We start from the raw sequence: 25664 nt of genomic DNA, 5'->3' as shown, positions 1-25664 counted from the left end.
AGGGTTTATTTTGAAAAGATCAGGAGAAAAAATGATGTTTTTTTAGGCTACTTATATCAATAGAAATTGCGTAATTAATTTTCAAACTTGCTGATGTACTTTTCTAAATTATTTATTTAATTTTGCTTTATGGATTTACGAGATCAGTTAAAGAACCTATTTCCTGAGCATGAGGAACAGGATTTTGAAATGCCTAAAGAAGAATTTAAGCAGCAGGAGCCTTTGGTATGCAAATTTGAGAAGAAAGGCAGAAACGGCAAGCCTGTAACGATTGTTGAAGGCTGGGAAGGCAGTGAAGAAGATTTAAAGAAAATCTCTAAAAAAATAAAAACCACCCTGGGAATAGGTGGCTCAGAGAAAGACGGAACGATCATTATTCAGGGGGATAACCGTGACAAAATAATGAATATCCTTAAAGAAATGGGATACAAAACCAAAAGAGTCGGCGGATAAATCTAGAAATAGATCTGGGTTTCCGGCATCAGTTTTTTTAACCGTTCAATCTTTATTTTTTCTATTGGGTTTCCTGTCAGGATAAGGGTTTTCAGCTTTTTCAGCCGGGCTATTTCTGAAGGAAGATCTTTCAAATGATTATGGGCCAGATTCATGCTGACTATATTTTCCAATCCTTTTATTTTAGGAGATATTTCTGTGATATGATTGCTGCTTACATTCAAAAATTCAAGATTCTGAGCTTTGAAAAGATTTTCAGGGAGCTTTACAATAGCATTCTGCTGCAACTCAAGATATTTTAAATTTCTAGGAAAGGAAAGATTCCCTAAGTCATTAATCTGATTTTCAGATAAATTAAGAAACTTTAAATTTTTGATCCCATACAAACGGTCTACAATAATACTGATCTGGTTTCCCTGAAGGTTAATTTCTTCCAAAGCCGGAATTTCCATCAACGCTTCCGGAAATACATTGAGATTATTGGCATCAAGATGCACCGCCTTCAAATTTTGAAGTTTTGCAATATTGGGATTAATGCTTGTAAGGCCATTGAGATTCATTGAGAAAGTGTTCAACTTTTTCAAATTTCCTATTTCATCAGGGATGTATTTGATACTGTTTTCATTCACGTTCAAAATCTCAAGCTCAGTTAGGGTAAAAATCTCCTGATCCATTTTTTCAAGCTTGTTTCCCATAATGTTTAGAAAAAACAAGGACTTTAACTTGGAAATCTGCGGTGGAAGGTTGAACAGTCCTTTTTGCCTGAAGCTTATACTATAAACCGTTTTTTCACTGTTTAACGCCTCATCAATGCTGGTAAAGGTCGGATATTTTACAGGATCAATCTGTGCCCTGATATGGCATAAAGATAAAACGGAAATCAATAAAACAAGCTTTTTCATAGAGTAAAAGGGTTTCGGCGGCGGCTTTGCCGCCGCCGAAACCGGATATTAATAATTTATTTTTTCAATAATTTCACAGTCTTCTGGAAACCGCCTTCTGCCTCAATATTCAGAACAAGAATTCGCGATCCTTCAAGCTGCTGGGTAAAATCGAGATCCAATGATCTGTTGAGTCCGCTGAATTTCTTGGTATAAACAATCTTTCCATCCATGCTGTATGCTGTTACTGAAATGTCTTTCAGTCCTTTTGGTGAATTGATTTTTACGTTACCTGAAGTAGGATTCGGAGCAACCTCAACGGTATTTTCAGCTTTTTGGGTTTCAGTAGTTCCCAATGCTCCGGCAGTTCCCAGGTTTTGCTTTAAGGCAATAACAATCGTAGCGGATTTCCCTCTGTAATCGATGGTATTTCCTGTTGCATCTATATCTGTCGCAATTGTAGAGTCAGGGTGCTGGATTGAGAAGAAACCGAATTTATGATCAGGAGTAAACGTTAGTCCCGTTGGCTCCGATCCCGCCGGCATAGAAGCAAAAAGTCTTACTTTAGGATTAGCCTGGGTATGATCCGGGGCAATTACCCAAATATAATTTTTTCCGCCATCCTGAAGAACCCAAAGGTTACCAAGTTCATCGAAAGTAAGATTGTCATTCCCATCGCCCCACGCTTCAGTTTTCGTTCCCTGAGAAGTATTGAAAGAATAGGTTGTAGCGGCACCTCCTGCAAAGGTTTCTACCTGAGAAGCAGTCGTTCCGTTATCCTGAAGACGGTATATTCTGTCAAAGCCTTTTGCCGTAAAATAGATTTTCCCGTCTAATGGGCTGATATCCACATCTTCCACTCCGTTGAATCTTGTTCCTCCAAGCGATTGTGCCAGAGCGGTTGTGTTATTCTGATCCGCTTTCAATTTATTCGGAACCTGAACCCAGGTAGCTGTAGTTCCTACCGGATCTCCTGCTGTGGTTAATCCCTGATCAACTTTTAAAACATATAAGTTTCCTGAAGAAAGATCATTTGGAGTATCCATTACATATTTATAAACCATATGAGTTCCACCATCTTCTCCGTAGTAGGCTGTAGTTCCTGCACTGTTTATCACTACGTTTTCATGGTTCATAATACCCATCTGCCAAAGTTTTCCCTTGGAACCGTCGGCATTTTTAGAAATAACCTGTGCCGTAGCTGGATCAATTTCCACTAACCATCCGTAATCTTTATAACCGTCATTGTTTACATCATTGGAAGTAACAGATTCTTCGGCTGTAACTACTGTTCCCCAAGGAGTAATTCCACCTGAACAGTTTCTGATGGTCTGAACCAGGCTGGGATCTGAAAAGCTTACAGCTCTGGATCTGGTCAGCTGCCAAAGTTTGGTAGAGGCATTGTAGTTTACCTCAGCCATGGTAACACCTCCCGGATTTGTTTCGTGGTTTACAGAAAGATACCCGTTTGTGCTGCTTCCTGCTTTGTCAACATAAGCTGTAAAATCATTCTGGCCGCCTACCATTCCGCCTCCTTCTGTATAATTGTCGCCTTCTTTTAAGATAAGCTGGTATTTGTGTTCTGCCGGAATAATCAGTTTATTGGTTTGTGCAGTAGGAACAATTGAAGTAAAGCAACTGATATGTGTTCCCGTACATCCCTGAACAGCCGGTACAGTCTTTAAATAAGCATCTATTCTAAGGTCTGAACTGGCTCCGGTTCTATTATGAAGCTCTACGGAAATCCTGTTGGTACCATTTACAAAACTCGATTTCGGAATAGAGAAAATATTGTAAACATTTTCTGCCGCACCATCAATTGTAGTGCTGGACGGTGTACTGAAAGCAATACTACCTGCAGGCATATTGTCTCTCACCACCTCTACTCCGTTGAGGTAAACTACAATTCCGTCATCTCTCATCACTCCAAGCTCCATATTATCAGTAAGAGTTGATAAGTCCACAGTAAAATCTTTAGCAAAATAAGCTGTTGTAAGACCTGAACTGATCGTTGTAGTTACAGGGTCGCCATATCCAAGAGGTCCGTTTCCGACTGCCCATGTTGAAATGTCAAATGTTTGCCCTTTCCAGGAATCTGCCAGCGCCTGGTTATTGTCTTTATAGCTCCATGACGAGTTTTTATTGAATAAAAAAGTCTGCGCATGTACGCTAAAGCCGGCAACCATTGCCAATGCCGCAATTGTAAGTAATTTTTTCTTCATTTTCTATTGATTTATTAGACATTGCAAAACTATTTTTTTGGCCCGGCACCTCTGTTAATAGGACTTTAAATATAAAGAGGAGAATATTAATTAATTTATAACCCAATGTTAAGGGAATTAAATAATTGTTAAATGATACGGATTACAAGTTCCGAGTTTACAGTTTAAAGTTTCTTTACACCGCATCTCGAAACCCGAAACGCAATTACCTCGCTCTGCTGATATCTGTCAAAGAATTCAGGAAAGCAATAATCTGTCTTATTTCCGTTTTTGTAAGATCCAGCTTATCCGGCGGTAAGGTTTGGTTTTTCATTTTTAAGCCCAGTCCTTCTCCTCCGCCTTCGTTATAGAAATCCAATACTTCTTCCAGGGTATTGAAAGCTCCGTTATGAAAATAAGGTTTTGTAAGCGCAATATTTCGAACCGTAACTGTTTTGAAAGAATAATCATAGATCCATGATTTTTCTTTTTTCACAGGACTGTTTCCTCTTCCCGGATCAGAATCCAGTTCAACAGGAAGCTGATTCACAGGTTTTGTTGTAATGCCCAGGACCTCGGATTCATTCTCATTAAAAAACGGAGGCACAAGACCCGAAAAATGCGGAGCAAAATGACAGGTGGCACAATTGGCTTTTCCCATGAAAAGATTATATCCTTTTTTGACATCTTCAGAAATGTCTTTTTCATTTCTCATAAAACGGTCAAAATCACTGTCGAAAGAATACAAGGAGGCTACATAGGAACTTAAAGCCTTGGAGAAGTTTTCCTTATTTATTTTGCCATCTTTAAAGGCAGTACGGAAGGCTTTTTTATATTCAGGTTTTGTTTTTAATTTCCGAATGATTTCTTCATAGCTGGTATTGAATTCATCATCATTATAGATCACATGTTCCGCCTGCTGTTCCAGATAAAATGCACGCAGGTCGTAGAAAAATCTTTTGGCAAAAACAGCATTGTATAAGGACGGAGAATTTCTCAGGACAGTTTTCCCTTCCACATTACTCTGCGATTTTACTTTGAGGTCTGTAAACGCATTTTCCTGAAGATGGCAGGCAGCACAGCTCATTTTACCGTTCTGGCTTAAATTCTGATCATAGAAAATGGATTTTCCAAGACTTCTGAGATTGGCATTGTCTTCTGAAGATTTCAGCAGGGTATAAAAATATGGATCCAGAAAATCGCTGCTGAAAAGATTCTTACTCTTTACATTCCAGCCGGAAAACTCCTTGAGATCATCTTCTCTTCCGTCCCATTTTCCCAACTCTTCATAAAGAGGCTGGATATATTTTTTGTAAAACTCAATCCTGTCAAAAGCTTCAAAATCTTTATGATCCGAAAGATAGCTTATCCCTTCAGTAAGGATTTGATTAGCTTTCTGAACATTATAGTTCTTAAAATAAGCATCATCGTTGATGTATTGTTTAATTCCTGTCAATGCATGGGCAGCTTCTTCGGAAATATTCAGGGAACCCGGTGTATCAAAGCCTGTAACTCCAAGAGTATATATTCTTATCAGTTCTATCCTTAAAGGCAGTGTTTTGTTGTTTCCGCGGCTTAACCCATTCTTCACGGCACTCAGGTAAAAACCTGAATAAGAATTATACAGAAAATCTGTAATGGTTTTAATCTTTTCTTTTTCTTCCGGAGCTTCATCAGAAAATATCAGTTCGTCCAGTACCTGAAGCCCTTCTGGTGGCAAGGTGTAGGCAGAAGTGCCTGCAGCCTCTATGTGAAACAGCGGAGCGGCATTAAGATGTGTTTTTGTAAATTCCGGATAATGGTAGGCAACATAAAACTCAATTTCCTTAAACGAATTTCTGGTATTGCTTAAAGAATTCCGGAGCTCTTCAACAGAAATCTCATCTTCTGAGAATTTATAGACATCCGACTTCAGCTGCTCAAGCTTGTTTTTAAAATCTGACAAACCTTTATTAACAAAGGTATTTTCACTTTCTTTTCCTTTATCAACCGGGTTAAAGGACATGACAGCCAAACCTATCAATACAACTACAGCGAGCAGCGGATATAATCTCATGGAATTTTAGCGGCAAAAGTACTGTTCCGATATTATCTTAAGTTTAAGCACAGATTAAAAAATGTTTATCATTTCAGATAAAATATTTTTATTAATTTTAAACCCCGAAATCAAATTCATTATACTTGGAAACGGCTGATTTCTAAAAGCCGGTTAAAAAATGATGACGTAAGATATTGGGCGAGGATTTTTAACATTATTTCACTAAAAACAAAATATGATCATGAATACAAAAGTTTTATTCGCATTGGCGGCGGGTCTTCTTTCAGTTTGTGCATTTTCACAGAAAAAGAAAGAAATGGCCGTTTATGCAGAGAAAAAAGGCAACGATTATTACCTCATACGCCTGGAAGAAAATAAGGAAATTCCCAATGTATATGTCTATTCAAACGGGGTGACAAAGCCTTATAAAAATTATACAGACCTTAAAGATGTTGTGATGGATTTTCCGGGAATGATGGATTCCAACAACTCAACCAAGGAAGAAATGGTTTCCGTATTAAAGAAAGGTGACAAATTTTATGAAATCACTACCCAAAGAAAAGACCCGAAAAATTTTGAAAAGACCATTGTTACAGTCTACGAGATTTTCCAGGGTCAGAAAAGAATTGTAGAAGAATACGATACTATTTATGATCTTGCCGGATCTCCTTACAAAGACGCTATTTTCATTAATTAAAAAAAACAAAAATATAGATTATGCTAAATAAACTTGCTGCCTCAGAGCTGGTGCTGAATGACGACGGAAGTGTATACCACTTAAACCTTTTACCTGAAGATATTGCTGATAAGATCATCCTTGTGGGAGATCCGGACCGAGTGGCAAAAGTTTCAAAATATTTTGACAAAGTAGAGATCAAAAAAAACAAAAGGGAATTTTACACTCACACTGGAACATTGCGAGGGGAAAGAATTACCGTAATGTCCACAGGTATCGGAACAGAGAATATCGATATCGTGATGAACGAACTTGATGCCTTGGTGAATATTGATCTTAAAAACAAAGAATTCAAGACAGAACACAAAGCCCTGGAACTTTTCCGTATGGGAACCTGCGGAAGTGTAAACCCTGATGTACAGGTAGATAATATGCTGGTGACCCAGAATGTGGTTGGTCTGGACGGACTGATGCATTTTTATCAGGATTACAGTTTTGAGAATGAATTTTCCAAAAGTTTTATGGAGAAATTTCCTTATGAAAAGATCAAGCCGATGCTTTATTTCTCGGACTGGGCGGAAGAAATGGGAGAATATTATAAAGATGCCAAATACCATGGAAATACAGCCACTTTCCCGGGATTCTATGCCCCTCAGGGAAGACAGCTTCGTTTAAAAGCAGTTGATGATAAGTTCCTGGAAACGTTGAATGACCTTGGAATTACGAACTTTGAAATGGAAACCTCAGCCATTTATGCACTTTCAAAATTATTAGGTCACAAAGCCATTACCGTCAATAACGTTATCGCCAACAGAAGACGTGGAGAATTCTCTGCAGATCATCATGCCTCTGAAAAGAACCTTATTGATTGGGTGCTGGAAAGAATCATTAAATAAAAATATAACGCAAGCATCAGCGTAATCTGCTAAATCTGCGAGAGAATATCTTTTTCTCTCGCAGATTTTTTTATTTAAAAAAAGTTTTTCAATGAAAATCCTTCGGGTCCGGATATTTAAAAATAAAGTCTAATTCCGATGTTAATTTTGAAGATAGAATTATTTTCCCTTCAGCTATATCCTCCTTCGGAAAAGGTAGATCTTTCTGCGTATTGATCACTTGTGCTTTTGAAGGATGCTTAGGTGCTGCTATATTGTAAAGCTTCCCTTCTGAACCTCTTTCAATCATTTTTTCAATAATATTGCAGATATCTTCATAATGAATATGATTTACCGGAGCATCAAGGTTGGACACATTATAGTTTTTAAGAAGCCTGTTATCCCCCATCAATCCGGCCAGCCTGAGAATATTAGCCTGCGGATATTTATTTCTGATCATCCTCTCTCCCGCAACCTCATCTGGCGAAAGGCTTTCTTCTGCATATTCTCCCGGAGTATCCGGATACACTCCTGTAGAGCTCATCACAAACATTTGTCCTTTGAAATCACCTATAAATGATAATAAATGCTGCATCCTGTTATAAAGTGAACTTACACAGCAACTTTTCCCGGAAATAGGAATGGTAATAATCAGAACATCCATCTCTTTAATCTCACTCCATTCTTCGAGTTTCTTTTCAAGCTGAAAATCCGGAAAGACAGCCACAGAAGCATTAAATCCTCTAGCTGACAAGTCTTCTGCTTTATCTTTCGTTGTTGCTGTAGTATATATAGTGTACCTGCCTGACATGGAATCGGCAATTTTTGATCCAAGCCATCCACAGCCGATAATTCCTGTTTTCTTCATGTGTTAATCTGTTTATTTCTCCTTTAGATAAGGAAAAAAAGAAATTTGATCCGGTAAAATTAAACCATTTATTTTATAAATTTTCCCCTGATAAATTACTTTTTATAACATTAATGAGAGTTTTTCAGATAAGAAAGCAACAACCTAACAACTGTTAGTAGTAAAACTACGACAAAAACTGAAATTGGCATCTACTTTTTTCCTATTTGCCTCATTGCTGCTTATATTTGTTTCACATGTACGTGATTTTAATTATTATATTATAGGTCTGTAATTCAGAATATTAAATTCATGTAAATAAAATATTAATTCTATTTTAAAGTTAAAAAATATATCGGGATATACCCGGACATTAAGTGAAAACAGAACGATAATTTCCTCACAAAAGATACTAATTCTGTTGACATGACCATACAGTATTTTATCTGACGTGAGTGATAAGAAAGATCTCAAACAGACCCGTAAGCCGGACTGTTGTTTAAAACCCGAACCCAGAAAAAATATGTTATGTTCCAAGATAATGAGTCATCAAAAAAGCCAGATCCAAAATCCAAGAAAAGTTTGGATAATCTGCAGGCTACAGCTAATAATGCAGGCAAAGAAGCAGTAAAAAAGGCCGACAGTAAAATTCAAAAAACAGTACAGACAGCCGGACAGGCCCTCTCCTACAGCAATACATTTCTGAATCAGGCTTCCGGGCCGAATACCCCACTGATAAAGGAAAGTAAAATCTGGTCGGACCAGCCAACCTCTAAAATACATAATGCCGGATCTATTCCCAAAAGTGAGCTTTTAGGGATCAACCGGGTTATTAAGCTTGATATTATTATTGAAGGTAAAATTATCAAACATTTCAAGCATTTCAAACTTACCCAGAGTGCCGTTAAGCATCATGAGTTTGATCTCACCCTTGCCCATGATACATTGGGAGGTGCCGAAAACCACAATCTGGAACAGGCGCAGAATTTCCTGGGTAAAAGGATCACAGTCGTGTTCAAATACAAAGACGTTGAGGAAAGTCCTGAAAGAAACTTCGTGGGAGTTATTACAGAAGTAGGATTCAGTCAGGATAAAGGAAGTCTGGGGAATATTGTCCTTAGTGGAAACAGTCCTACCATCCTTTTAGATGCGGCCCCGCATATTCAGAGTTTTGGCGGGCGCCAGGAAATCAGCCTGAACAGTATTGCAGACTGGGTGATCAAAGAAGGTCTTGGCTCCAATAAATTTGATTTCAGGGTAGATTCCCAGCATGGAAATGTTTCTTACAGTTCACAATACGAAGAAACGCACTACAATTATCTGGCAAGAATAGCAGAAGCCTATGGGGAGCAGTTTTATTATGACGGTGAAGTACTCCATTTCGGAAAACTCCCTCCACAGGAAAAACCGGTTCAGCTGGTGTATGGAAGCAGTGTACATGACATTAAGATCAAAATGAAAGCCCAGCATGTAAATCCTACTTTTTATGGCTATAACAGCAGCAAAAATGAAAAACTTACCACAGGGGATTCAAAAATAAACCATCAGTCAGATATTGCAAAGCGTGCTTATGAAATATCGAGAACAACCTTTACCACGCCTTCATTGAGAGTAGCTCCTATCAAGGCTTCAACCTTTATGGATATTGATGCCTCACAAAAAGGAACGGCAGGAAGTAAAGCTGTCAATGTATTTATCACTTCCGGAAGCACTTCGGTCCCATTTTTATATCCCGGATGTCTTGCTGATGTGGAAATGCGGAAATCTGCAACTAATCAAACCGCCTATTTTACCAAGCTCATGATCACGGAAATCAGTCACGAGGTAGATGCACGGGGATATTACACAGGAAATTTTGAAGCTATAGCGGCAGATACAGGCTTTATTCCACGTCCTGAATTTGAAGTCCCGAAAGCTGAACCACAGTTTGCCAAGGTAATTTCCAATACAGACCCATTAAATCAAGGCCGCATACAGGTTCAGTTTGACTGGCAGAACGGACAGGATACCACAGAATTTATCCGTGTGATGACCCCTGATGCAGGAGGCAGTGATAAGGTCAGTAAAAACCGTGGATTTATGGCCATTCCAGAAGTTGGTGACCAGGTAGTCGTTAATTTTGTTCATCAGCACCCTGACCGTCCTTTCGTTATGGGCGGTATGTTTCATGGAGGAGTTGGCGGCGGTGGCGGAACAGGAAATAATGTGAAAAGCCTGAGCAGCAGAAGCGGTAATAAACTGGAACTTAATGATGGTGAAGGTTCAGTATTCTTAACCGACCAGGGAGGAGCCAATATGAAATTTGACGGTGCAGGGAATGCACTGACCAATGCTAATAATGACAAAACGGTAACTGTTGGAAATAATAATACAGTAAAAGCAGGAAATACAAATATGATCAATGTCGGGGATGCTTCAGTACTTCAAATGGATAAAACAGGAAAGGTTTCTCTGACTGCCAATACAGAATTTAAAATCGTAGTCGGAGCCAGCACTATTATTATCGATAAAGAAGGAAAAATAACTATCAATGGGAAAGAAATTATTATAGATGCTAAGAAAAACATCAATCTTTCCTCTACAGATGAAACTAAAATAGGCAGCAAAAAAATAAATATTTCCGGAAGCTCAGAAGTTCAGATCAACGGTAATAAAGTAAATATTAATAAGTAATCAAAAATGGAGATCGGCAAAGAATATCAATATAATACAGATATTATAGGCAAAACCAAAGTTCACAGTATGGACAGTAATTACAAGATAAATATTAAAACATCTGTTACATATAAGGGAAAAGATCCTGACGAAGATTACCATATATTTGAAATTACCGAAACGGAGTATAACCTGGAAATGTATGAAGATCCACTCATCGTACAGATTACTGAAATGACCAATAAAATATGCAGTATCTACAGCACTTTGGAAGTAGGAATCAATAAAAAAGGAGAAATTGCTAAAATTTACAATGGCGACATGATTCGGAAAAAATGGGCAAAGATTAAAGAATGGCTCACCAATGCACACCCAATTGAAGCCTATGAAATTATCAGAGCTAAAGAATACGAACTCACTAATGAAGAGATGGAGATAAAGAGCATCAGATATATCCATTTTCTGTATCAGTTTTTTTACATATTTGGAAAAGAGCCCATTGAAGAAGGTTCTAAAAGCTATGTAAAGCGGGAAGATATGGACCGATTCGGAGCCGGAGTTGTCATTCCCGTCAATCTCTCCGTATCAAAAAAAACTACAGAACAGGAATTTGATGAATGGAATGTGGAGGGAATGATGATTCGGGATGAAAAAATGATCAGAAGATTACGGGAATTTGCAAAAGATAATTATATGCATCCCGAATACAAAGTAAATGGAAAATACCTTTATGACGACCGGATATTGTTAAAATCTGATTTTACCATTACTGAAAAGCTGGGTGAATTTTTCTATTATCATTGCTTTATGGACACTCATTTAGAACTGTAATATCATGGAAGAAGAACAGTATCTTACCGAAAAACATTATTTAGTCTGTGATAAAGGCGTTGCACCAAAAAAAATGAAGGTCACAAGTCAGGATTTTGTAACCTTTAGTGGAGACAAAGCTGCCACAGAACTGGATACCCTCAAAGGGAATAATTTTGTCTGTCTGGGCAGCATAGCTTTCATGGCAGGAGCTGCAGCAGGGATTGCCGTAGGAGTATGCGCCATGATTCCGGGCCCCGGATGGCTGGCCGCCGCAATTATTGCTGCTGCGATCTTGGCAGCAGTTGCCATAGGTCTGATAAAATGTAAAGCTGCTGCTGAACAAAGAAAGTGGACGAATACTTCACAAAAATTCTCCATCCAGGATCACAAAACCCTAACCCTTTCTTCTGTTATGGTATGTCCGGTAGAAGGAGGAACTATTACTCCCAAAGAAACAGTTTGGGAAGCCTGGGGAAGTGCCGCACTTACCAACTTGGGGCATGTAGCCAATTTTGCCTTTGGATTTCTTGCCGGAAGAGGAGCAACGTCAATGGTTGCAGGTGCAGGTTCTGCGGCGGCAGGTGCCACAACTTTGAGAGAGGGAGCCAGCAGATTTGCCACCACCTTTGGACAACAGTTTATGAATACAGCCAGAAAGGAACTCATAGAGCAATTTACATTCAAGGGATTTAAAAACCTTCCGGCCGCCTGTAAGTGGCTGAGAGGATTGGGAATTGGTGGTGCCTATTATGACCAGTACAATATATGGAGCAGCGATAAAGATACTCTTGAAAAACTGAAAGAAAGCGGCATAAGCCTTATTCTTGGAATTTTTGCCGCTCATGGAGCTACACAGGTATGTTTTCCTGCAGGCACCAAGGTTCATACTCCAAACGGATTGCAGAATATTGAGGATCTGTATGAAGGTGATCTGGTGCTTACTTATAATGAGCTCACCAAAGAACAGGAGTACCAGCCCATTTTAAAAAAACACGAACGGTTTACCCTACAGATGCTTTCTATAGAACTTCCTACAGGAGAATTTGTGAGAGTAACTCCCGAGCACCGTTTCTTCTGTAATGATGAATGGATAGAAGCCAAAGATTTGAGTGCAGGCGACATTCTCCATCTTAAAGGAGGAAATTATACCACTATAATTAGTATTGAAGTATTGCCACATTACGAAAAAGTTTATAATTTTGATATTGAGGCCAATGAGAACTATTATGTAACAGAAGATGGAATTCTGGTACATAATGGATGTAATTTTAATGCTGATGGCAGCCTAAAAACTATTAATCAATCATTAGATGGAAGTGTACATCCCGTTACAGGAGTTCCCTTTGCAAAAACTGAAGTTATAGTAAATGGTCAAAAAGTAGATGGAGTATTTCCTGTATTTGATTCTAAATTTACAACGACACTTCCAAATAATTTGTTAGTAGCAAGTGATCCTAGCCAATTCACTCACTGTACAAAAAAATTAGCAGATGAGATTGCTGCAAACCCAGCTCTTGCAAGCAAATTTACAGATCAACAATTGTTGGATATTATGAATCATAAACCTCGTCCTGCTGGACTTACATGGCATCACAATGAGCAAACAGGAGTAATGGAGCTTGTTGATAGAAGTATTCATGGAAGTACCGGCCATACTGGAGGAAATAGCATTTGGGGAGGAGGAGTTAGATAAAAAAATAATTGATAAGTCAAAATATTTAATTTATGAAATGGTTATATAAAAAAGAATTAAAGGATACCAATTCAATTCAAAAAGTTGAAGAAATTTTAGGAATCAAATTTCCTTCAGATTACATAAATGTAGTTTTAGAAAATAATGCTGCTACGCCGTCTCCTAATACAATTGATACAAACAGACAGGTTGGAAAAGCATTCGGGGAACTTTTGAACTTCAATTTAGATTCCGAAGAAAACATTATTTCTCTATATCAAGAATTAAAAAATAAAATTCCTGAAAAAGTATATCCTATTACAATGGATCCTGGTGGTAACTTCCTTTGTTATGACTTCAGAAGTAATGAAAATAATCCAACCATTGTAAGATGGGATCACGAACAAAAGTTCATTGTTGAAGACAAAGAAATAATTATTGAAGATCACGAAAAAGAATCAGATTATTATAATTTGGATTTTGTTGCAAACAGTTTCACTGAAGTTTTAACAGAATTATATGGAGAAGAGATTGAAGAATCAAATAGTTGGAATAAATTTCAAGACGAAAATAAACTAAAACAATTTTCAGGTGAGGACCTCACTCAAGTTAACAGAATCAGGGCTTTACAGGGACTTCCTCCAATTGAAAAATAAATACAATTTTTTAGATTATGCTAAATTTAGCAAATTTTACGAAATACCATTCTAAATCTCATACACAGCTCCCTATATTTTATAAAGTATAGGGAGCTGTGTATAAATGTTAGACTATCAAATGTAGTAAATCACTTATCTTCAATTGATTATTATAATATTTGGCCAATGAGTCGTATTATATACCTATTTTCCGTGCTCTATTATTCCATATAATAATTTTTTCATCCGGATTCTCTATAAAGTCTCTGATTATTTATTAATGATAAATCATACTTGGCAAAAAAAATTACTTGTCAATCTAAAAAAATTCGCTGGAAACTTAAAAATTATAAAAATTTTGTTAACCCCCTAAAACTCATTAATCATCACATAAAAATGTCCGGAATACAAGCTTTCAGGTCCGCCTGAGATATTGGTGAGATTGATCGTAACTTTCGTAATAGAAGTCATTCTTGGATTGGATACCGAAAAAGAAGTATTCCCGGCAAAATCGCCTGCCGGAGAAACTACAATTGCTGCTCTTACAGAACCTGGTTGCATATTCGCAGGAACAGGGATTTCAAGCGTAACAGATTTTCCGGGCGCCAGATTATTGACAGAAACCGATGTCCAGGCTTCAAAGCTGATCTGGTTTTTCTGTACACTCCCCTTTTCACCTAATTTATATTGCCCGTTTACATCTAATTTAGTAGAAGTATTGGGAGTTGGTGTACCTATTCCAATATTGGCATTATTGTTCCCGAGGATAATTGCATTGGCCTGAGAAGTTGCTGCTTCATAGCCTATTGCTGTAGAAAACTGACCGGCAGCATTTGCACCCGATCCTACTGCGGTAGAATTCTGGTTATTGGTGAGTGCATTATACCCTATTGCTGTTTCGCTATTGGAATTTGTTTTTGCATTATAACCTACTGCCGTAGACTGGAACCCAGACGCTGTAGAATTCTTTCCCAATGCCGTTGCATCATTCATAGTTGTTTTGGCATTAAATCCTAATGCAATTGACTGAAAGCCTGCTGCTTCAGCATTGTTCCCTACAGCCATAGCCTCATTTACCGTCACTTTAGCATTAAATCCTACTGCTGTTGACTGATAACCGGAAATTTGAGTATTTGCTCCCACCGCTACCGATTCATTAGCTGTTACAGAAGTATTCATTCCGATTGCTATTCCCTGATAGGCACTGCTGGAACTACCAAGAGCAATCCCGTTTTGTTCTGCCTTGGCTCCTGTTCCAAAACTTATTGAGTTGTTCACTCCTAGCCTTCCCATTGTAATAGAATTAACTTTGAAAACAAGATCATCCAAAGTATTGGTCCCTAAAGAAAGATTGGTATTAACTCCTCCATAATTACCACTGTTGGTGGCTGAAGTATTCCATCCCGAAAACGGAGCGATATTTCCGCCGTTTGTTCCATTGTTTGTATCGGTAGACAGCATATTCCATCTCGATTTACTCCAGTAATAAATACCTGCATCTGTTAATGATCCTGTACCGTTGTTCCATACCATCAGTCCTTCAGCTGGATTTTGAATGGTTACCTGATCTGTAACTGATCGTAAAGGTACGCTTGGAAAAAGTACCCCCTTGTTTTTTGAACTGATTTCCAGCATGGCAGAAGAATCAGGATTAGAAGTTCCGATCCCCACCTGTGCGTACACAAATTGATTAAAGAGTAAAAAAAGAAGGAACAGTTGAAGTCTGCTGATGTTATGCATTGCCTATTACAAATAGTTATTTTTTGAGGCTGCAAATATACTAATTTATTTAAAAACAGGTTTTTATTTTATTAAATTCACAATAAACATACTTAACAGTGAATAAGTACTTATTTAATCACTATTAATTGAAACATTATTTCTTATTGAATGAGCTACAACCCTTTACTGCTCTCATATAACAAGCCTTAAGCTTTCCAAAAACAATTATCAAATTATATTTTAATCAAAAAACATCCCTAAAAATTGAATAAAATAAAATTAACTAACTTCTAATAAAACAGCTTTCAATATGATCATTTACCATTCCGGTTGCCTGCATGTGAGCATAAACAACGGTAGATCCCATAAATTTAAATCCTCGTTTCTTAAGATCCTTAGACAGGGCATCTGAAATTTCAGTAACGGCCGGAACATCACTTAACGCTTTAGGCCGGTTATCCACTGGCTTTCCTCCAACAAAACCCCAGATGTATTTTGAAAAGCTTCCAAACTCTTTCTGCACTTCCTGAAATTTCTGCGCATTGTTTACTGTTGCTTTTATTTTAAGGCGGTTCCTGATAATTCCGGGATCATTCATGAGCTCCTCAATTTTCTCTTCCGTATACAGAGCAATTTTTTTATAATTAAAATGATCAAAAGCTTTTCTGAAATTCTCTCTTTTAGAAAGAATAGTGTACCAACTCAGTCCTGCCTGGAAGCTTTCAAGAATCAGGAATTCAAAAATGATATTATCATCGTACGTGGGACGTCCCCACTCTTCATCATGATATTTCCGGTACAGGTCATCTTTCTCGCACCAGCCGCAGCGTATCTTTTCCATTATGGTTAATTTTTAGAATAAAGATAAGGGTGATTTGGAAAAGTATAACAAAAGATTAAGAAAACTTTAACAGTAGTCCCGGATTTTAGGAATAGTTATTGTTTATTTACTGGTACACAACAATAAAATATTACATTATGAACAATTCAGAATACAACAAAGCGGAAAATGCAGTAAACAACACAGAAAACTCTTTAAAGAATGCAGCAGACAATGCGAAATGGAAAATTGAAGATCTTGCAGACAGAGCTAAAGAGTATATCAATGAAAAAAGAAACAATGATGAGGAAGCCCAACAGGAAGATTGGTTTGAAAAAGTAAAAAACAATGCAGCTGATGCCTGGGATGATATTAAAGATAAAGCAAATGAAGCCTGGGAAAAAACCAAAGATGCTGCAGAGGATGTAAAAGCAGAATGGAATAAGAAAACCAATTAGAATTTCAGTTATATAAATATTTTCAAGAAAATGGAGTCTTAAATCAATAAGGCTCCATTTTTATTATGTCGCAAACACAAATTATTGCTACATTTGTATTTAAATAAACATTAAAAAATTATGTCATACGGTTTACTTAAAGGCAAAAAGGGAATTATTTTTGGAGCCCTTAATGAGCAATCTATCGCATGGAAAGTTGCAGAAAGATGTCATGAAGAAGGTGCTGAATTTATCTTATCAAATGCCCCTATTGCTTTGAGAATGGGAGAACTTAATGGTTTAGCGGAAAAAACAGGATCTGAGGTGATAGCTGCAGATGCTACTTCGATAGAAGATCTTGAAAAACTTTTTGATGCCGCTGTTGCAAAATTTGGCAAAATCGACTTTATCCTTCACTCCATCGGAATGTCTATCAACGTTAGAAAAGGAAAACATTATACAGAAATGAATTACGACTGGTTGGAAAAAGGTTGGGATATCTCAGCTGTTTCTTTCCATAAAGTAATGCGCGTGGCTTGGGAGAAAGACTGTATGAACGAATGGGGAAGTATTTTGGCCCTTACTTATATTGCAGCTCAGAGAACATTCCCGGATTATAACGATATGTCCGATAACAAAGCTTATCTTGAAAGTATTGCAAGAACTTTCGGAAACTATTGGGGAGAAAGAAAAGTGCGTGTGAATACCGTTTCCCAATCTCCAACTATGACCACTGCAGGTAGCGGTGTGAAAGGTTTCGGAGGATTCCTTGGGTATGCTGAAGATATGTCTCCGCTAGGAAATGCTACCGCTTTAGAGTGTGCAGACTATTGTGTTACTCTGTTCTCTGATCTTACCAAGAAAGTAACGATGCAGAACCTTTTCCATGATGGTGGTTTCAGCAGTTCAGGAGTTACGCAGAAAGTGATCAGTAAATATGATCTTGAAAATTAATTTAAGATCAGTTCAAATAAAATTAATGCGATGTACACAGGTTCATCGCATTTTTATTTTAAGGAAATTTCATTAATGCAGCGGCTTACTAACCTTTATTATTTACCTTAAGAAGAAAATTAATCAGGCAACTGGATATCTCAAAAGTACAAACTCAGTTTAAACAAAAGAGACAGTTCAAAAAAATGATACTGTCTCTTTTTTATTGTTCAGAATTTAAAGTTTATCTGATTGGTTTCCTGGCGGTTTATTTCTTTATAATTTTTATATTTTCTTTTGTATCCTGAAGATTTACATAATAAACTCCTGACGAGAGCTGAGATAAAGAAAAAGAATTATTAACACCTGCTTTTAAAACAGCTCTTCCTGACTGGTCGTAAATAACAATTACATTATTGTTTCTCCCATTCTTTACTATAATATTTTCATTCTTAAAATCATAAAATAAGCTTTTCGTCTTATTTACAGCTTCATCCACGCTCATGTTTCCTGTTTTTTCATAAGCCCCCATGTCCACATTAGATCCTGATGTTCTGCCGTTACCAAGCAAATCCTGACTTTGCGTAACAAAAGTATTGTTTCCTGTATTAATTGCAGGCGAACCGGCCAGCAACTGGTAATTATAGGAAGTACAATCGAATGGGGCAGCACTTAAAGTATTAGGATTAACAAACATAGGATTAGCATTCAAAATACCTGTACCGGTAGCGTATCCATTTTCTACAATAGAATGGGATACAGTATTTCCTGCATCAATCTGATCATTATTCGAAGAGTTGGTATTTCCGTAAATAATAGAATTATATACTTTAACCTGGCCATTTACACTGTAAACAGCGGTTTCGAATGTGTTGGTCAGAAATACTTTTTTATTATGAGCAACGGTAATATTTTCCAAAATCTGTGAAATACCGCTGAGACTATACAATGCCAGAGCATTTTCGCTGTATGAATTCCCTGCAAAAAGAGAATTGCTTATCCTGGAAGAAGCCTTCGCAGCAATATGCACAATACTGGATTGGGTGGAAGTATTATTTGTAACAATACATCTGTCCATAGTAAAATTGGCTGCTTCAAAGCTCAATACGGCAATTCCTCCTGCTACAGAGCCTTTAAATCTGCTGTTGGTAATATTAAGGTTATTATTGCTTGACTGGTCAGAGAAAATAACTCCATTAACAGCTATATTGCTGATAAAATCACAGTTGGAAACATTAACTGTATAATTTCCCTGGTAAGCCTGGAATATAGCTCCTGCCGTACTTCCGAAGTTATCATAGAAATAACAGTTCTTTATATTGATAATTCCTGTATTGTTGTTTAATGATATGCCTGCAGAACCTCCTCCTCTACCGGAAATTATTCTAAAGCCGTCCACTGTTATCCCGGATGTTGTGCTAATAATTTTTAATATTGTATTTGTATTATCTGTGTTGTCTCCAATAGCTCCTATATCTCCAGAAAGTGTTGTTGGGTTTTGACTGATGTTTCTTTGGCCTACAGAAGTTTCCGTTCCACTGAATCCACCATACAAGTTGACTCCGTTTTTCATATTAAATGATATGGTCCTGTCCGTAGTGGAAGTGGCTTTGTATACTCCTGATGCTACCCAAATCTCATCTCCAAAAATAGCATTACTCATTGCTGTCTGTAAATCTGTATAAGCATTAGTCCACGAAAGACCGTTGTTTGAACCTGTCGCAGATGAATTAACATAAAGAACTGCAGCATCAATATTCGAAAATGCCAATAAAGAAAACAGTAAATATTTTTTCATGGTTAAAATTTTGCCAAAAATAGTGAAAAACTTCATACATAAATTAAAAATAATTTTATGATAAATACTGCAGACCTTTCTACGAGGTCCCTTTTTAAAATAATAAGATTAGAAATCTAACCGAAACCTGCGGCCTCTTCGAGGCCGCAGGTTCTATAAAAATAATCAATATGAAGTTACAGGATAACAGTCTGGATAGAATGGGCCGGCGCAGATAATTTGGCGGACATTCCTTCAATCCAGAGATTGGTTTCAATATCATTTTCGGAATCATTCATAATCACGGTCACCAGCTGGCCGTTTTCATTCATGAAAGTGGTGGATGTAAGGGCAGCTCTGTTGGAAGAGTTTCCTATTCTCTGTGCATTGGGCTTGATGAATTTCGATACGTGACCTACATAATAATATTCGTAGGTGTAATGTACTTCTCCTGTTTTGGTATCGGCAATGATAGGGGCAAAACAGAAATTGCCAACATGATTAGGTCCTCCGGTTTCATCAAGCAATACATTCCAGTCGGTCCATAAGGCAGTTCCTTTGTTGAAATCATTCAGCATATTTCTTCCATATAATTCTCCCAGGCTCACATCATAAATTCCGGACATTTTGAATTGCTCTTTACAGCCTTCTGTGAAAGCCAGGAATTTATCCGGGAAAGCTCTCTGGGTTTCCGATAAGTTATCGAAAAGCTGGGTTTTGTTGTTCCAGGTTTCGTACCAGTGGTAGCCGATGCCGCTGGCATATTTTGAGGTTTCAGGATCACTTAAAGTGGTAGTTGCTCTTTGGTAAATCAGATCCCTGTTGTGATCCCAGATCATCACTTTCTTGTCTTTGTAGCCATTTTTCCAAAGGGTTGGCCCTAAATTGTTCTTAAGAAATTCACCTTCTTCCTCTGCAGAATAAATACAGGATTCCCAGGTCTGAGTGGCCATGGGTTCATTTTGTACGGTTAAACCCCAGATATTAATTCCTCTTTTTTCGTATTCTTTGATGAATTTAATATAATAATCTGCCCAGGTCTGGTAATACTGATTTTCAAGTCTTCCCCCTTTATAAAGGCTTTTATTGGATTTCATCCATGCCGGCGGACTCCATGGAGAAAAGTAAAATGTAAAATCTTTCCCGATTGCTTTCTGAGCTTCTTTGATCATCGGGATTTTATACTTCTCGTCGTGAGCAATATTGAAAGTCTTTAAAGCCGTATCATTATCCTGCACATAGGTATAGGAATCACTGGAAAAATCACAGGAGTTCATATTGGTACGGACTACCGTGTAGCCTAATCCGTTTTTTCCAAAGTAAGCTTCTATAATTTCTTTCTGCTTGTTCTTGGGCAGTTTATAAAAAGTTTCTGCGGAGGCATCTGTTATGGCACCGCCTATCCCGATCAGTTTCTGGTATTTAAAATCCGGATCTACAAAAATACATGCATCCGTTTCCTTCGGCTGGCCGAATTTCTCAAACTTAACAATTCCTTTGTCGGCCATTTTTTCATTGGTCTTGGAACTTGTTAAAATGACTTTCGCTGTTTTCCCCGCATTCTTTTTCCAATAGTTTTGTGCATTAGCATTCAGAAACACTCCTACTGTCAAACAGCTCACAATTAGTTTTTTCATAATTTTTTTCTTTCTGTTTTTGGGCAAAAGCCCTCTCTTCATTATTTATTTTGATAAACCCTTACATAGTCTATATAATATTTTTGCGGAAATATATGGTCATCTATTCCTTCTTTTCCGCCCCAGAAACCGCCAACTGCCAGATTTAAAATAATAAAATAGGGCTGATCGAAAGGCCATGCTTCATAAGTTTTCTCCTTATTTTCATAAGTAAAGAACTTCTGCCCGTCAATGGAAACCTCTATTTTCTCCGGTGTCCAGTCTGCCTTATATATATGGAATTTTTCACTTACGTCTTTTACAATCATCGTATCTGTTTTCTGTGTTCCCTGAATATGATTATATTTTTTCGTGTGAACCGAAGCATGAATATACTCCTGATTGAACCCTACATGTTCCATAATATCCAGCTCGCCGTCATCTGGCCATTGTTTCATATTTTCGCTCATCATCCAGATGGCGGGCCAGGTTCCCCGGCCCTTGGGAAGCTTTGCCCTTACTTCTACTGTTCCATATTGAAAAGAAAATTTCCCTTTGGTTAAAAGCCTTGCAGAAGTATATTTATTCTTTTCCCAGTTTTCTTTTCTGGCTTCAATAACAAGATTTCCGCCTTCCATTCTGGCATTTTCAAGCCTGTTCTTTGTATAAAACTGGGCTTCCTTATTTCCATAGCCATCTCCTCCCACATCATAGTTCCATTTTGAAGAATCCGGAAGATCTTTACCGTTAAACTCATCGCTCCAGATCAGTTTTTTGCCCGGTTCAGCTTTGTTTGAGGCACAGCCTGCCACAGAAAAAAGTAATATTCCTGCTGCACAGAACCGGATGATATTTCGGGATTTTATTTTCATGAACAATATGATTATTAGGTTTGGCTAAAGCCGTTGTTATATTTTTCATTAAGCGGGCTAAAGCCCGCTCCTATTGAATTATTTATTCCAATTGATTCTTTTGGTCTGAACATCCTGAGAGTTGGTTCCTACCATAATGTCGAATTCTCCTCCTTCCCAATCATAATTCAGATCATTATCAAAGAATTTCAGGTCTTCCGGAGTCAGTTTAAAATCCACTTTCTTGCTCTCTCCTTTTTTGATGAATATTTTCTGAAAACCTTTCAGTTCTTTAACCGGTCTTACTACTTTTCCAAAAAGGTCTCTGATATAAAGCTGTACGACTTCTTCTCCGTCATATTTTCCGGTATTGGAAACCGTTACGCTGATATTTAAAGTCTGATTTCCTTTAAGATTGGCGGAGCTTAAAATCATATCGGAATATTTAAAATCCGTATAACTTAATCCATATCCGAAAGGAAATTTAGGGTCATTATCTAAATCGATATAAGCAGAAACATAATTTCTGTCCGTATTATTTTTTGCAGGCCTTCCTGTATTGTAATGATTATAATAAACAGGAATCTGGCCTTCAGTCCTTGGAAAGGTCATCGGAAGTTTTCCGCCAGGGTTTACCGTTCCGAAAAGAACATCGGCGATGGAGTTTCCGGCTTCAGTTCCCAGCCACCATGTATAAGCTATTGCCGGAATATTATCTGCTGCCCAGTTAAAAATCAAAGGTCTTCCGGCGTTGATCATTAGAACGATTGGCTTTCCTGTTTTAGCAATTTCTTTCAACAGTTCCTCCTGAACTCCTGAAAAGCCGATACTGCTCCTGCTTTTAGCTTCCCCGCTCATGGCATGGCCTTCGCCTAAAGTCATGATCACCACATCCGCTTTTTTAGCTGTTTCTATTGCCTCTGCAAACATGGATTTGTCCTGATCATCTACATTACAGCCTTTTGCATACAGTAAGGTTGAATTTTTATCAAGCTGATTTTTAATTCCGTCAAACTGAGAAACAATTCTTTGACTGTCGTCTTTAAACGCAACAGACCAGAAACCGTGATTGGCAACAGTTTCTTTCCCGAAAGGCCCGATGAGAGCCACCGTATTAATATTTTTTGAAAGAGGAAGGATATTTCCTTTATTCTTTAAAAGAACAATGCTTTTTGAACCGAACTCTCTTCCGAATTGTCTGTTTTTCTGATTATCAGTCTGTTCTTTCTGTCTTTTTTCATCACTGAACCTGAAAGGATCATCGAAAAGGCCCATCTCGAATTTTTTGGTTAAAATTCTTCCTGCCGCATCATCTACAAGTTTTGCATCTACTTTTCCTTCTTTTATCAGTTTTGGAAGTTCTGCCATATAAACACGGCTTTCCATATCCATATCGCTTCCGCCTAAAATGGCTCTTTGAGCAGCTTCACCGGCATCTTTGGCATAGCCGTGAGGAATCATTTCCCCAATACTTCCCCAATCTGACACTACAAAACCTTTATAGTTCCATTTTCCTTTTAACAACTCTCTTTGAATATATTGGTTTGCTGTAGCAGGGATTCCGTTGATGTCATTAAATGAATTCATGAATGTGGCTACTCCTGCTTCAGCTGCGGCTTTGAAAGGAGGCAGATAGGTTTCGTTCAGCTGTCTTAGGCTCATATCCACAGAATTGTAATCTCTTCCGCCCACAGCTGCTCCATACGCTGCAAAATGTTTCGCACAGGCCATTACAGCATCAAGACTTCCCAAACCTTTACCCTGAAATCCTTTAATCCTTGCCAGACCAATCCGGGTGCCCAGATAGGTGTCTTCTCCGGAACCTTCCATTACCCTTCCCCATCTCGGGTCTCTTGCAATATCTACCATTGGCGCGAAAGTCCAGTGAATACCGTAAGCAGAAGCCTCCGTAGCTGCAATTCTTTCTGATTTTTCTATCATATCCAGATCCCAGCTTGCGGCCTGCCCTAAATTGACAGGAAAGGTTGTTCTGTATCCATGGATCACATCCTGGCCAAACAGTAAAGGAATTTTCAGTCTGGACTGCTGGGCCAGCTTCTGGAAGGCCCTGGTTTCCCCGGCTCCGGCTACATTAAGCATAGAACCTACTTTTCCTTTTTTTATTTCTTCCAATACCGCTGCAGAATTGGACTGCTGGGGTCCGGTAGCATATTCGAAGCCGCTGTACTGCACCATCTGCCCTACTTTTTCTTCCAATGTCATTTTAGACAGGAGTTCTGCCACCTTCTGATCGATAGTTTTCTGCCCGCAGACATTGATTCCCAATGCTGCAACTGCAAGTAAGAAATAAGCTTTTTTCATGATATTAAATTAAAAAACAAAAGTCGCTGCCGAATTTCCTGATAAGGTTATGGGAGCAGTCTTTCCGTTATATTTGATATTAAAGTTTTCATCGGCAGAGTTTGCGTTCTGAACGATAAGCACTGTTTTTCCGGCAGGGGTTTTAAATGCTGCAGTAGAAATGGTTTCCGTTTGTGTAGAGGCAATACGCTGTGAGCCTGCAGGCACAAACCTGGAAGCGTGTGCAATGATGTAGTAGGAAACATTCCTGGTGAAATTTTCACGGCCGGAAACTGTTATTGCTCCTTTACATTCTGTACATCCTCCATCTGTATGAGGTTTGTACTCAGGGTCATTTGCTAAATTCCATTCTAAAGCAATACTGCTCCAGTTTCTCATAGAACCGATGATAACGTTTTTAACATGCCAGTTGAGATCTTCATTAAAAGTTCCCTTTGAACCGGTCCACTGTTCGGTAAAATACAAATTTTTATCAGGAAAAGCATTATGCACCGTACTTAAAGCGGAAATATCTCCTTCGTACAAATGGAAAGCTGACCCGTCAATATACTGATAGGCTTCCGCATCTTTCAGAATATCAAGGGCATATTCCGGTTTGTTGCAGTTATGGTCATAAACCACAATTTTTGTTTTGATGTTGTTGGCTTTAAAAACAGGACCCAAATGACCTTTAATAAAATCTCTCTGCTGTTCGGACGGCATATACAGACTCGGATTGTTTCCGGGGTGAAGGGGTTCGTTCTGAGGCGTAATGGCATCGATAGCAATGCCTTCTTTTCTCATTCCCTGGATGTATTTTACAAAGTATTCTGCATACACTTTATAAAATTCCGGTTTGAGGCTTCCTCCTTTGGATTTTCCGTTAGCTTTCATCCAAACCGGTGATGACCAAGGAGCTGCAATGATTTTAATTTTAGGATTAATCGTAAGGATTTCTTTCAGTATGGCGATCAGATCTTTATCCCTTTCCAGACTGAATTTGGATAGCGTGGGGTCTGTCTGACCTTCCGGCAGATCATCATAGGAAAAAACTTCCCCGTCAAGATCGGAAGCTCCGATACTGAGACGAAGATAGCTTATGGAAATTGAATTTTCATCTTTTCCGAAGAGTTCATTCAGAAGCGCTTTCCTTTTTGAGGGTGAAAGCCGGTTGATCACCTCAACACTGCCTCCTGTCAATGTATATCCAAAACCGTCAACATATTGAAATTTTTGAGTGTCATCAATTTCAATATTCTGCCAGCCATTAGGATTTTTAGTAAATTTAACAGGAGCTTGCTTTTGTAATTTTACACTTTCATTACCTTTCGTCAGCCAAGACTGAACTTCATTTTCTTTATTTCCATTTACCGAAGCGCATGATAGAGGAAAAAGTACCACGCCGCAAAGCAGCGCAGTACCTTTAAAAAAGAAACTATATAAGTTGTGAAACTTCAT

At 38.1% G+C, this 25664-nt stretch carries 20 protein-coding genes; 9 read left to right on the top strand and 11 right to left on the bottom strand.

What is annotated here, in order from left to right; genetic code table 11:
* Positions 1 to 129: 129 nt before the first annotated feature.
* A complete protein-coding gene (locus ACM40_RS16745; protein WP_040999102.1) occupies positions 130 to 453 on the top strand; it encodes a translation initiation factor in 324 nt (107 codons plus the stop codon).
* 2 nt (positions 454 to 455) lie between these two features.
* Here the strand turns inward: ACM40_RS16745 and ACM40_RS16740 are convergent, their stop codons facing one another.
* The 3 genes from ACM40_RS16740 to ACM40_RS16730 all read right to left on the bottom strand — a co-directional run bounded on the left by ACM40_RS16740 (position 456) and on the right by ACM40_RS16730 (position 5591).
* On the bottom strand, positions 456 to 1355 hold the full coding sequence (locus ACM40_RS16740) for a leucine-rich repeat domain-containing protein (RefSeq protein ID WP_048503942.1): 900 nt from the start codon (positions 1353 to 1355) through the stop codon (positions 456 to 458).
* A 56-nt stretch (positions 1356 to 1411) separates the two neighbouring features.
* The gene (locus tag ACM40_RS16735) at positions 1412 to 3556 is read right to left on the bottom strand and encodes an alkaline phosphatase PhoX (protein ID WP_048503941.1); all 2145 of its coding nucleotides are present in this window, start codon (positions 3554 to 3556) and stop codon (positions 1412 to 1414) included.
* 205 nt (positions 3557 to 3761) lie between these two features.
* Positions 3762 to 5591: a cytochrome-c peroxidase gene (locus ACM40_RS16730; protein WP_048503940.1), complete on the bottom strand. Its 1830-nt coding sequence runs from the start codon at positions 5589 to 5591 to the stop codon at positions 3762 to 3764.
* A 223-nt stretch (positions 5592 to 5814) separates the two neighbouring features.
* Here ACM40_RS16730 and ACM40_RS16725 point away from each other — a divergent pair, with 223 nt between their 5' ends.
* Positions 5815 to 6270, top strand: coding sequence for a hypothetical protein (locus ACM40_RS16725; protein ID WP_048504037.1), 456 nt, complete (start codon positions 5815 to 5817; stop codon positions 6268 to 6270).
* Between the two features lie 20 nt (positions 6271 to 6290).
* Positions 6291 to 7145 (top strand): nucleoside phosphorylase, encoded by an 855-nt coding sequence (locus tag ACM40_RS16720; protein ID WP_048503939.1) that lies wholly within the window; start codon positions 6291 to 6293, stop codon positions 7143 to 7145.
* An 88-nt stretch (positions 7146 to 7233) separates the two neighbouring features.
* On the opposite strand, the gene ACM40_RS16715 is transcribed toward ACM40_RS16720, so the two are convergent.
* A complete protein-coding gene (locus ACM40_RS16715) occupies positions 7234 to 7992 on the bottom strand; it encodes a hypothetical protein (protein WP_048503938.1) in 759 nt (252 codons plus the stop codon).
* A 507-nt stretch (positions 7993 to 8499) separates the two neighbouring features.
* Between ACM40_RS16715 and ACM40_RS16710 the strand changes: the two genes are divergently transcribed.
* The 4 genes from ACM40_RS16710 to ACM40_RS16695 are packed head-to-tail and all read left to right on the top strand — an operon-like array spanning position 8500 to position 13767.
* The gene (locus tag ACM40_RS16710; protein ID WP_048503937.1) at positions 8500 to 10644 is read left to right on the top strand and encodes a type VI secretion system Vgr family protein; all 2145 of its coding nucleotides are present in this window, start codon (positions 8500 to 8502) and stop codon (positions 10642 to 10644) included.
* Between the two features lie 6 nt (positions 10645 to 10650).
* Positions 10651 to 11457 carry a hypothetical protein gene (locus tag ACM40_RS16705; RefSeq protein WP_048503936.1) on the top strand — a complete coding sequence of 269 codons (807 nt, stop codon included), beginning with the start codon at positions 10651 to 10653 and terminating at the stop codon, positions 11455 to 11457.
* Positions 11458 to 11461: 4 nt separating this feature from the next.
* On the top strand, positions 11462 to 13132 hold the full coding sequence (locus tag ACM40_RS16700) for an HNH endonuclease (protein WP_048503935.1): 1671 nt from the start codon (positions 11462 to 11464) through the stop codon (positions 13130 to 13132).
* A 32-nt stretch (positions 13133 to 13164) separates the two neighbouring features.
* The gene (locus ACM40_RS16695; protein ID WP_048503934.1) at positions 13165 to 13767 is read left to right on the top strand and encodes an SMI1/KNR4 family protein; all 603 of its coding nucleotides are present in this window, start codon (positions 13165 to 13167) and stop codon (positions 13765 to 13767) included.
* A 351-nt stretch (positions 13768 to 14118) separates the two neighbouring features.
* Here the strand turns inward: ACM40_RS16695 and ACM40_RS16690 are convergent, their stop codons facing one another.
* Positions 14119 to 15489, bottom strand: a complete 1371-nt coding sequence (locus tag ACM40_RS16690) for a hypothetical protein (protein WP_048503933.1) — start codon at positions 15487 to 15489, stop codon at positions 14119 to 14121.
* A 265-nt stretch (positions 15490 to 15754) separates the two neighbouring features.
* Positions 15755 to 16312: a DNA-3-methyladenine glycosylase I gene (locus tag ACM40_RS16685; RefSeq protein WP_048503932.1), complete on the bottom strand. Its 558-nt coding sequence runs from the start codon at positions 16310 to 16312 to the stop codon at positions 15755 to 15757.
* 137 nt (positions 16313 to 16449) lie between these two features.
* Here ACM40_RS16685 and ACM40_RS16680 point away from each other — a divergent pair, with 137 nt between their 5' ends.
* Positions 16450 to 16749 carry a hypothetical protein gene (locus ACM40_RS16680; protein WP_083996893.1) on the top strand — a complete coding sequence of 100 codons (300 nt, stop codon included), beginning with the start codon at positions 16450 to 16452 and terminating at the stop codon, positions 16747 to 16749.
* 120 nt (positions 16750 to 16869) lie between these two features.
* Positions 16870 to 17682 carry an enoyl-ACP reductase gene (locus tag ACM40_RS16675; RefSeq protein ID WP_040999074.1) on the top strand — a complete coding sequence of 271 codons (813 nt, stop codon included), beginning with the start codon at positions 16870 to 16872 and terminating at the stop codon, positions 17680 to 17682.
* Between the two features lie 247 nt (positions 17683 to 17929).
* On the opposite strand, the gene ACM40_RS20655 is transcribed toward ACM40_RS16675, so the two are convergent.
* The 5 genes from ACM40_RS20655 to ACM40_RS16650 all read right to left on the bottom strand — a co-directional run bounded on the left by ACM40_RS20655 (position 17930) and on the right by ACM40_RS16650 (position 25664).
* On the bottom strand, positions 17930 to 19459 hold the full coding sequence (locus ACM40_RS20655) for a T9SS type A sorting domain-containing protein (RefSeq protein ID WP_165579321.1): 1530 nt from the start codon (positions 19457 to 19459) through the stop codon (positions 17930 to 17932).
* Positions 19460 to 19635: 176 nt separating this feature from the next.
* Positions 19636 to 21075: a glycoside hydrolase family 30 protein gene (locus tag ACM40_RS16665; RefSeq protein WP_048504035.1), complete on the bottom strand. Its 1440-nt coding sequence runs from the start codon at positions 21073 to 21075 to the stop codon at positions 19636 to 19638.
* A 41-nt stretch (positions 21076 to 21116) separates the two neighbouring features.
* On the bottom strand, positions 21117 to 21926 hold the full coding sequence (locus tag ACM40_RS16660; RefSeq protein WP_048503930.1) for a family 16 glycosylhydrolase: 810 nt from the start codon (positions 21924 to 21926) through the stop codon (positions 21117 to 21119).
* Between the two features lie 78 nt (positions 21927 to 22004).
* Positions 22005 to 24227: a beta-glucosidase BglX gene (gene bglX, locus ACM40_RS16655; RefSeq protein WP_048503929.1), complete on the bottom strand. Its 2223-nt coding sequence runs from the start codon at positions 24225 to 24227 to the stop codon at positions 22005 to 22007.
* A gap of 9 nt (positions 24228 to 24236) precedes the next feature.
* Entirely contained in the window at positions 24237 to 25664 is a 1428-nt protein-coding gene (locus tag ACM40_RS16650; protein WP_048503928.1) for a glycoside hydrolase family 30 protein, read from the bottom strand.

Source organism: Chryseobacterium sp. BLS98, from assembly GCF_001045445.1.
Classification (GTDB): domain Bacteria; phylum Bacteroidota; class Bacteroidia; order Flavobacteriales; family Weeksellaceae; genus Chryseobacterium.
Note: the sequence above shows the minus strand (reverse complement) of the source record. Positions and strands in the feature narration are given on the sequence as shown.